The 8,154-nt window shown below is 61.6% G+C and carries 10 protein-coding genes; 6 read left to right on the top strand and 4 right to left on the bottom strand.

Going from position 1 to position 8,154, the window contains the following annotated elements; genetic code table 11:
• Both MKK82_RS10775 and MKK82_RS10770 read left to right on the top strand, forming a co-directional pair.
• Positions 1–516 (top strand): MucR family transcriptional regulator (locus MKK82_RS10775; protein WP_409566790.1); only part of this gene is annotated, 516 nt, incomplete at its 5' end.
• A 213-nt stretch (positions 517–729) separates the two neighbouring features.
• The gene (locus MKK82_RS10770) at positions 730–846 is read left to right on the top strand and encodes a PsiF family protein (protein WP_243985620.1); all 117 of its coding nucleotides are present in this window, start codon (positions 730–732) and stop codon (positions 844–846) included.
• A gap of 210 nt (positions 847–1,056) precedes the next feature.
• Here the strand turns inward: MKK82_RS10770 and MKK82_RS10765 are convergent, their stop codons facing one another.
• The 3 genes from MKK82_RS10765 to MKK82_RS10755 all read right to left on the bottom strand — a co-directional run bounded on the left by MKK82_RS10765 (position 1,057) and on the right by MKK82_RS10755 (position 3,032).
• On the bottom strand, positions 1,057–1,377 hold the full coding sequence (locus tag MKK82_RS10765; RefSeq protein WP_243985619.1) for a hypothetical protein: 321 nt from the start codon (positions 1,375–1,377) through the stop codon (positions 1,057–1,059).
• On the bottom strand, positions 1,377–2,042 hold the full coding sequence (locus MKK82_RS10760) for a ParA family protein (RefSeq protein ID WP_243985618.1): 666 nt from the start codon (positions 2,040–2,042) through the stop codon (positions 1,377–1,379). The genes MKK82_RS10765 and MKK82_RS10760 overlap by 1 nt, the downstream gene beginning before the upstream one ends.
• 252 nt (positions 2,043–2,294) lie before the next feature.
• Positions 2,295–3,032 (bottom strand): recombinase family protein, encoded by a 738-nt coding sequence (locus MKK82_RS10755; protein WP_243985617.1) that lies wholly within the window; start codon positions 3,030–3,032, stop codon positions 2,295–2,297.
• A gap of 450 nt (positions 3,033–3,482) precedes the next feature.
• Here MKK82_RS10755 and MKK82_RS10750 point away from each other — a divergent pair, with 450 nt between their 5' ends.
• A complete protein-coding gene (locus MKK82_RS10750) occupies positions 3,483–5,768 on the top strand; it encodes a TonB-dependent siderophore receptor (RefSeq protein ID WP_243985616.1) in 2,286 nt (761 codons plus the stop codon).
• 69 nt (positions 5,769–5,837) lie between these two features.
• Here the strand turns inward: MKK82_RS10750 and MKK82_RS34395 are convergent, their stop codons facing one another.
• Positions 5,838–6,209 (bottom strand): transposase, encoded by a 372-nt coding sequence (locus MKK82_RS34395; protein ID WP_409566789.1) that lies wholly within the window; start codon positions 6,207–6,209, stop codon positions 5,838–5,840.
• 177 nt (positions 6,210–6,386) lie between these two features.
• Here MKK82_RS34395 and MKK82_RS10745 point away from each other — a divergent pair, with 177 nt between their 5' ends.
• From MKK82_RS10745 to MKK82_RS10735, 3 genes are all read left to right on the top strand, one after another.
• Complete coding sequence (locus MKK82_RS10745; protein ID WP_243985615.1) at positions 6,387–6,647, top strand: hypothetical protein; 261 nt, start codon at positions 6,387–6,389, stop codon at positions 6,645–6,647.
• Positions 6,648–6,834: 187 nt separating this feature from the next.
• Positions 6,835–7,005: a DUF3606 domain-containing protein gene (locus MKK82_RS10740; protein WP_243985614.1), complete on the top strand. Its 171-nt coding sequence runs from the start codon at positions 6,835–6,837 to the stop codon at positions 7,003–7,005.
• Between the two features lie 54 nt (positions 7,006–7,059).
• A complete protein-coding gene (locus MKK82_RS10735) occupies positions 7,060–7,434 on the top strand; it encodes a response regulator (protein WP_243985612.1) in 375 nt (124 codons plus the stop codon).
• Positions 7,435–8,154: the final 720 nt, after the last annotated feature.

Here is an 8,154-nt window from a genome sequence, read left to right as displayed (position 1 = left end):
GACGAGAACGCTGAGAACATCGAGGCCGGAGCCACCGATTATACCGGTCTGACGACGAACCTCGTCTCAGCCTACGTGTCGAACAATCGTGTGCCGCCAGCGGAGCTACCAGCCTTGATCGCCAGCATGCATGCGGCGCTTGGCGGGCTTGGGCGAGGTGACGCAACCCAGGCTCCGCCAACCCAGAAGCTGACTGCCGCCCAGATCCGCAAGTCGATCACGCCGGACGCGCTCATCAGCTTCATCGACGGCAAGCCGTACAAGACGCTGAAGCGCCATCTCACCGTCAACGGCATGACGATCGAGCAGTACCGGGAGCGCTACGGCTTGCCGCGGGACTACCCTTCCACAGCGGCTAGCTACTCGGCCATGCGCGCCGAGTTCGCTCGCAACGCCGGTCTGGGTCGAAATCGGAAGAAGGCAGCTCCGAAGGCTGCAGAACCCGCTGAGATCGTCGCCGATAAGCCGAAGCGGGCTGGTAGGCCGCGGAAGGCCAAGGAAGCCGCTGAGGCGTAGGACGCCCACGATCGGCGTTTTCCGTCGAACCTTCGCCGCAGATCGCGGCGAGGGTATGCGCCTGTGCAACGTAGCTCAGGTAGAACAGCGATGAGACGCTCGATCCTGGCAGCGACAGCCCTATTGGCGCTCGCGTCCGCCGCGCTTGCGCAGAATGTGCCAGCGCCCACGGAGAGGCCAGCCGCCGGCTCACCTCCAAGTGGCGATGACGCGATGACGGACGTCGACCCCGAGGTGCTGGCGCGATGCAAGCGCGAAGCTGCGCAGAAGAAGCTCAAGGGCGCAGAGCGCGCGACGTTCATGAACGCCTGTATCGAGCTGGAGGATTGACCGTCGGAGGCTCTAGCTGCCGCGCTTCCCCGCGGGTGTGCATGATGACCAGGTAGACGCCCTCCGCCTCATCGGCCAGTTCATCGCCGTGCGCGTGGGCATCGTCTGAGGCGACACAGGAGCCGAACGCTAGCTTGAGCGGCTACAGGTCGATGCGGTTCGGTAAAGGACCAGGCCGATGTACAGGCAGGCACTACGGTAGCAGTGCGGTTAGCCCAACCGCACTGCCTTCCGTGCCCGCCGCCTTTCCACAGCCGCCACGGCCTCGGCGCCGTTAGCTTCCATCCACGCATCCACGGCTTGGCGCAGTACCTCCTGGATCTGGATCCCCTCGTCTAGCGCAGCCTGCTTGATCTCCTCATGCCGCAGCGGCTCGACGTAGTAGCCGAGGAACCGCTTGCCTTCGCGCGTGGTCTTGGTCGGGGCAGGTTCGGGCGCGGATGCTGGGGGTGGGGCAGCCTTTGGTTGCTCCGGAGCCTTCAACGACTCTGCGACCTGTGCGGCCAGGGATAAAGGGTTCGGCTTGGCCATCACACAGCCCCACTCTCAAGCTTGCGTGCACGTGTCTTAACACGCAAGCCAACTTGCTTAGAAATGTGCTTCCACACAGCCCGAACGTCCGTGGCACCTTTCCCTCCGGCCTCGACTTCGATTGCCGTCTGGCCAGCGTCGGCCGATCGCGGGAACACCTTCAGGTCGTGGATGACATCGCGCAGGATCGGCATGCCAATCTGGTTCAGTTCGCGCCGGATGCGGGCGGCCTCCCGGTCGCTGCGATTGCCAACCCTGTTGAGCACCACGCTTGTTGGCTTGTTGGCCTGTGTGGCAACACGCACGGTTCGGGTAACGGCCTTCAGATCGAACAAGGCTACGCCAGTCGGGATCACGACGGCGTCGGCCACTGCCAGGGCGGCCTCAACCTCATCCGTAGCGTTGGGCGGAGTGTCGATCAGCATCAGGTCCAAGCCGAGCCCGCGGCCCGCCTCCACAATCTGAGCAACCGCACGGGGCTTGGCGTCGGATACGAACGGCTGTTCCGCGTCACGCCGGTCCGACCATTCTGACAGACTCGATTGCGGATCCAGATCGATGATGCCGACCTTGTGCCCGTCCTCGATCGCGGCCGCTGCGAGATTGATAGTCAGGGTCGACTTGCCGACACCGCCCTTCCAGGCGAGTAGCGCCACAACCTTCATCGGTGTGCCTCCACACAGGCTATTCGGCATGGTTGCCGACAGACCCACAGCTACACCGTCTAAATTGCAAGAACGTCAACACGCATGGCGACACACGAGTTAGCTTGTGTGGAAGCCGAATAGCCAAGCTGTGTGCAGACATGAACGTGTGCCGTTGTGGAGGTCGGTCGGGTCAGCGGCTCTGCTGAGACGCGGCGCAGGGATTTGGAGCGCGGAAGATTGTGCTTCCTGCATAGGCGCATACCGGTCCAGCTACCTCGTAACCGGGGTGAGCAGAGAGTGTGGCGTGCTGGTCGAAGATGACCTCTGGCCCGCTGAACACCCGCGACACTCGCCGAGAACCCGACGCACCTGCGCGGCCGACCACGTTCCGCCACGCGCCGCCGGGATGCCCCGCGCGTTCAGCGCCGTCGCGATTTGGCGCAGCGAGACGGCGCCCTCGGCGCGCACACGGGCGATCACCGGGGCGAGGTCCAGGGCCCGTTCCTCGGATCGCTGCGTCTGGCGCGCGCGGCTGCGCACCTGTCCGGCTTCCCGGTTCGACAGGTTTTCCGGCTTGCCCAGGCGCACGCCGCGCGCCTTCGCAGCCGCCAGCGCCGCCTTGGTACGGGCGCTGATCATTTTGCGCTCGGCCTGGGCGACCACGGCCATGATGCCGACCACGAGTTCGTTGGCCTCGGGCATGTCGGCGGCCACGAACCTGACGCCGGCCTTTTGCAGGTTTAGGAGAAAGGCAGCGTCACGAGACAGCCGGTCGAGCTTGGCAATCACCAGCGTGGCGCCGTGGAGCCGACAGAGGGCCATGGCCTCCGAGAGGCGAGGGCGGTTGTCCCGTGATCCGCTCTCGACCTCCACCAGCTCGGCCACGTGGCGCCACGAGCCACCCGCGAGGAAGTCGGCCACGGCCCGCCGCTGCGCCTCCAGCCCGAGGCCGGATCGGCCCTGCCGCTCGGTCGAAACCCGCAGGTAGGAGACGAAGGCGGAAGCCATGCTGATTTTGCGGGGTGTCTCGTTCAGTCGAACGGACGTTTAACCGGACGAAACACCCGCCGGCGAGGACGCTGGGAACACGCTGCGGGCCCTTTGGCGCAGGCATCAAGCTCGAACTGGGATTACCCGCGGTGGTGCGATCATGATGCGCACCAGCCGGGGTGCCGTCGGTTGGCTCCCTGCGACTGAGCCAGAATGTAGCTTCGTACCTCTCCTGAGCTAACATCCCGCGAAACCCAACGCAGCAACAACGCGCTGTCTCTGCGGCGCCACAACCCCCACAGTTCTCATCTGACCCGCTTGTTTGGCTTCAACCTTCACCGTAACGGTGAATGAGAAACGTCAAATAAAACAGCAGTTTATAACAATTTTAAACAAGGTCTGTCTGGCGGCGCACTCCTTTGCGACGATCGCAGGCGGCTGTCCGAAATGTGCTGGGGCATGCGTGGTATGAAGACCGATAGCTCTCGTTTCAGATCTCTGCGCTCGCTTGTTCTTGCAGGCGTTTCGCTCGCTGTCCTCAGCGCTGTGAGCAATAGCGTGATCGCGCAAGAGGCGAACACTTCCCGCCGAGGCGTCTCGGCGAATGCTGGCAGCGTGCAGTTGGATGAACTGAGTGTCGAAAGCCGAGGTGCCGGCGAGCGGTACGGACCAGTATCGTCGAGTGTGCCTGGTCCCGGCCAGCCGGAGAACCCAAATGGACCGATCGACGGCTTCGTAGCCAAGCGCTCCGTCACCGCCCTCAAAACCAACACGCCGCTCGTCGAGACACCGCAGTCGATCACTGTAATTGGCCGTCAGCAGCTCGATGCTCAGAATGCGCAGACCCTCACGCAGGCGACGCAATACTCAGCGGGTACTTATTCGGGAACTTTCGGCTTCGACTCCCGTCTGACCTTCGTCTATTTGCGCGGCTTCAATGTCAGCGATTTCGGTATCTACCTGAACGGGCTGCAGACGCTGAATTTTGGCTTCGGCTACTTCAATTACGACACCTTCGGGTTGGAGCGCGTTGAGGTGCTGCGTGGCCCGGCAGCTATTCTTTTCGGTGCCGGCTCACCCGGTGGCATCATCAACCAGGTCAGTAAGCGCCCGACTTTCGACCCGTTCGGATATGTTGAGGTCGGCGGTGGCTCGTTCGGCCAGAAGTACGCTGCCTTCGATTTTGGCGGCCCGGCAGGTGACAAGGAAGGCCACTGGTTCTTCCGTTTGACCGGCTATGGGCGAAACGGGGGTACGCAGGTCGATGGCGTGCCAGACGACAGCTACTTCATCGCTCCCGCTCTGACCTACAAGCCGGATGGGGCGACCACCTTCACCGTGCTGACCGCAGTCCAGCACGATAACACGGGGGTGACTGCTCCCTTCCTGCCTTACGTGGGCACGGTTCGACCGCAGGCGCTCGGGCTGCGTATCCCGCGTTCGCTTAACGTTGGCGACGCTGGCTTCAACACCTTCCAGCGCGACCAAGCGTTCCTCGGCTACCAATTCGAGCACATCTTCAACGAGACTTGGACCATCCGGCAGAACCTTCGCTACTCGTTCGCCGACGTCTTTCAGAATTCGAACATCGGCCAGCTTGGCTACGCTGTCGGTGACGCTACGCAGACGCAGCTCGCCCGCTACCAGTTTCTCGTGAAAGACCGGGTCAACCTCTTCCAAGTCGACAACCAAGCTGAGGCGCAGTTCTCCGATGGCTTCTTCCGCCATGATCTGCTGATGGGCCTGGACTACAAGGACTACCGCATCAGCGACAACCAGGGCACGAACTTCGCGGCCAACCCGTTCTACACGGTGCCCAACCTCAACATCTTCGCCCCTAGCTATGGACCGGCCGCCGGAACGCCAGGGCCCTATCAAGTCAACCTAGACACCTTCAAGCAACTTGGCATCTACGTACAGGATCAGGTCAAGGTCAATGACCGTCTGACCTTCGTGTTCGGTGGCCGCCAAGATTTCGCCGATAACCGTGTGAACGACAAGCTTACCAACGGTGCGCTGAGCAACGGCCGGAGCGATAACGGAACGACCTACCGGCTCGCAGCGATCTACAATTTCGATTTTGGATTGGCGCCTTACGTCAGTTACTCGACGTCGTTCCAGCCGTTGATCGGGACTGACGTCAATAGTCAAACTTTCAAGCCCGAGACTGGTAAATCCATCGAGGGTGGCGTTAAATTCGAACCGCCAGGTCAAGGCTACTTCTTCACGCTCGCCGGCTTCGACATCCATCGCAAGAACGTGTTAACCGCCAACCCCACCAACACGTTGTTCCAGGCCCAACTCGGCGAGGTGCGCTCGACAGGCTTTGAGGCACAGATCGTGGCAAACGTGTTCGATGGACTGAACGTGGCTGCCTCGTACACGGTCTTCGGGCTGACGACCGAGCGCGACGGCAACACCGCCATCATCGGCAAGGTGCCGGTCAACATTCCGGAAAACACCGCGAACGTCTTTGCTGACTACACCATCCCGACCGGTGACCTGAAGGGCTTCGGCTTCGGTGGCGGCGTCCGCTATGTCGGTCGCTCATTCGCGGATCAGGCTAATACGTTGCGAGTGCCGGACTACGTGCTGTTCGACGCGCAGGTGCACTACAACTGGGACCGTTTCCGCTTCCAGGTGAACGCGACGAACATCGGCGATCGCCGCTACGTGTCCTCATGCCAGGCGGAGAACTCCTGCTTTTACGGTGAGGCACGTCGCGTGATCGCCAGCCTCAGCTACAAGTGGTAATCGTCCGCCGCGCACCCTGAGTTAGATCGGAGTGCGCGGTAAGTCTGGCGGCTAAGGCTACTCGGGCGCCTAACGATTGCCTGTTTGACCTTGAGGACGCCACCTACGGTCGACCCTAAGCCCTCGACGTTTTGGCCGAGCCCGAGCCATCGCTACTGGGTCCAGGGCAATAGCCTCACTCGTCCAACCGGCTTCAGACAAAGCCTTCAGCATAGCTGACCAGAATGGTCGGTGACGCCATTGGCTGAAGCGTTGATAGACGGATCCGAGAGGCCCATAGGCCTTCGGACAATCGGGCCATCGGCAACCTGTTAGCGAGACGTAGACGACGCCGGAGAGCATGCGTCGGTCATCAAGCTGACGAGAGCTGGTTGGCAGGCAAGGCGCTATTACAGCCCACTGGGCGTCACTGAGCCAAAACAAGCCTTCCTGATCAAGCATGCTATTCGGGTTGTTCGAGGACACTGAGCGAAATTAGAAATGCTCTAATTTGGTAGCAATGAGGCGGCCGAGCTGGGCAAGCCATGATGATATGGCCGTCCGGCTGTTCCTGACCCTGAGACAGGGTGTGGCATCGCTTCTCTGGTACGGATTGCTGCGGCATGGCACCTCGTGAGGATGACCAAGCCCAAGGCTCAGACCTGCGAGGCGAAGATTGAAGGTATGTGGCGTCCCGTCAGCCTCGATGAGGCGGTGGACCGATATCCGTTGGCCGTGAAACGCTGCCCAGCTTGCCATGGGCGCGTGTCGATCAACGGCTCCTACAGCGGGCGCGGCTTCGGCAAGTCGATGACGCATCGGAAGGCACACAGCGGTTGCCCTCTCAAGTCTGAGACCTACTCCGGCATGCCCTCGCCGCATCCGCAGGCGCTTGCCTGAGACGGCTATCAACACACGGTCCAATCTGCTCACAGGCTGGCAGGGTGAGCCGTGACGATATGGCCGCCCAGCCTTTCATCAAATCAGGATGCCTTGTCGGTTCGCTGGGGCAACCCGCATCGCCAAAGCGTAGTTGGGCTTTGTAGAGGTCCGGCTGTCCCGGGCGCCCCACTCCGGATTGATCTTCATGCCGACCGAACCTCGCACCAGCACCCATATCGACATTTCCGATCGCGGCGCTCGTGATCTGTGGACGAAGCGTTTCGGCGTCACCGAGGAACGCCTGCGCAAGGCGGTGCGTATGGTCGGCTCGCGCGTCACCACCGTCACCGACTATCTCAATCCGGGCGCTCGCTGAGTAGAGGTTCGGGGATAGCCAGCTATGCCAGGGCGGCCGCCTCTTCGCAGCGGCATGATCGGCGTCCTCGTCGTCGAGGACGAGCCGCTATCGCTGATGGACACTGCCGACGTGTTCTCCGATGCTGGCATGGCCGTATTCGAGGCACGAGATGCCGACGAGGCGATGGTCCTCCTGGCTCAACGCGATGACATCGGCGTGCTGATCACCGACCTCGACATGCCGTCCGGTCGCATCAGCGGTCGTGACTTCATTCGAACAGTAACGGCACGTTGGCCGGAGATGGGCATCGTCGTGGTGTCGGGGGCAGATACTCCGAAGTTAGGCGACTTACCCAAAGGTGTGCGATTTCTGTCAAAACCGTTCCGCGCCAAGGATCTTGTCTCTGCTGCTTTCGCGATTACGTCCCGGCAGACCGGCAGCATCTGAGCGATATGTCATCCGAGCGCTAAAGATGCCAACTGCAAGGTCCCAGCCACGAACGCGGTTGGAACACGCGAGGCTGGGCGAGCCGTGATGAGATGGCTGCCCGGGTGTTCCAAGCCGTCCCTAAGATGAGACGCTTCGTCGAGTGCCTGCTCTGCTAGCGAGGCGCCATCGCTGTATCGCCCCAGATCCAACTCTCTCTGCGAGGCAGCGACGCTCCAGTTCGAGGCAGGCGGCGAGCGTTGGGCCAATACGCTCCTTTACAGGAACGCCCGCCCGAGATTTGATCCCACTCGTGCTGACCGGGTGATCCGTCAGGACCTTGAGAATGGCGTGTTCAAGATCACTCAGAGATCGCATTCCAACGGCTAAGCAGGATTGCCGCCAAGACCGCGTTCGATCGCTCACAATCCCGTCAGATCCGAGTTGGCGGCCAAGGTTGTGACGAGGAGCATGACTGTGCGAGTCAGGTGCTGTGGCGCTGAGCTTGCATCGTATGCGGTATCAGACAGCGTGCGGTGATCCTCCGGCATGCCCCTTACTTGGTTCCGTACATCGCCGGACACGCACTACGATCTCATCTCTACCGAGGATGGTTTGGAAGTCGGTCGCGTCATGAAGAACCTTAGCGGCCCCAACGCTGATACGTGGTTCTGGGCCTGCACGGGGTGTCAGCACAGTGAGGCTGATCGGAAGCCGCTCGATGGTGAGGTGCAAACCAAG

This window comes from Methylobacterium sp. E-046 (assembly GCF_022829625.1).
Lineage (GTDB): Bacteria > Pseudomonadota > Alphaproteobacteria > Rhizobiales > Beijerinckiaceae > Methylobacterium > Methylobacterium longum.
This window is presented reverse-complemented; position numbering and strand designations above follow the sequence as displayed.

Excerpts from the sequence above, each read along its gene's own strand:
- MKK82_RS10770 (WP_243985620.1), top strand. The coding sequence starts at position 730 with ATGACGGACGTCGACCCCGAGGTGCTGGCGCGATGCAAGCGCGAAGCT.
- MKK82_RS10765 (WP_243985619.1), bottom strand. The coding sequence starts at position 1,377 with ATGGCCAAGCCGAACCCTTTATCCCTGGCCGCACAGGTCGCAGAGTCG.
- MKK82_RS10760 (WP_243985618.1), bottom strand. The coding sequence starts at position 2,042 with ATGAAGGTTGTGGCGCTACTCGCCTGGAAGGGCGGTGTCGGCAAGTCG.
- MKK82_RS10755 (WP_243985617.1), bottom strand. The coding sequence starts at position 3,032 with ATGGCTTCCGCCTTCGTCTCCTACCTGCGGGTTTCGACCGAGCGGCAG.
- MKK82_RS10750 (WP_243985616.1), top strand. The coding sequence starts at position 3,483 with ATGAAGACCGATAGCTCTCGTTTCAGATCTCTGCGCTCGCTTGTTCTT.
- MKK82_RS34395 (WP_409566789.1), bottom strand. The coding sequence starts at position 6,209 with ATGCTTGATCAGGAAGGCTTGTTTTGGCTCAGTGACGCCCAGTGGGCT.
- MKK82_RS10745 (WP_243985615.1), top strand. The coding sequence starts at position 6,387 with ATGACCAAGCCCAAGGCTCAGACCTGCGAGGCGAAGATTGAAGGTATG.
- MKK82_RS10740 (WP_243985614.1), top strand. The coding sequence starts at position 6,835 with ATGCCGACCGAACCTCGCACCAGCACCCATATCGACATTTCCGATCGC.
- MKK82_RS10735 (WP_243985612.1), top strand. The coding sequence starts at position 7,060 with ATGATCGGCGTCCTCGTCGTCGAGGACGAGCCGCTATCGCTGATGGAC.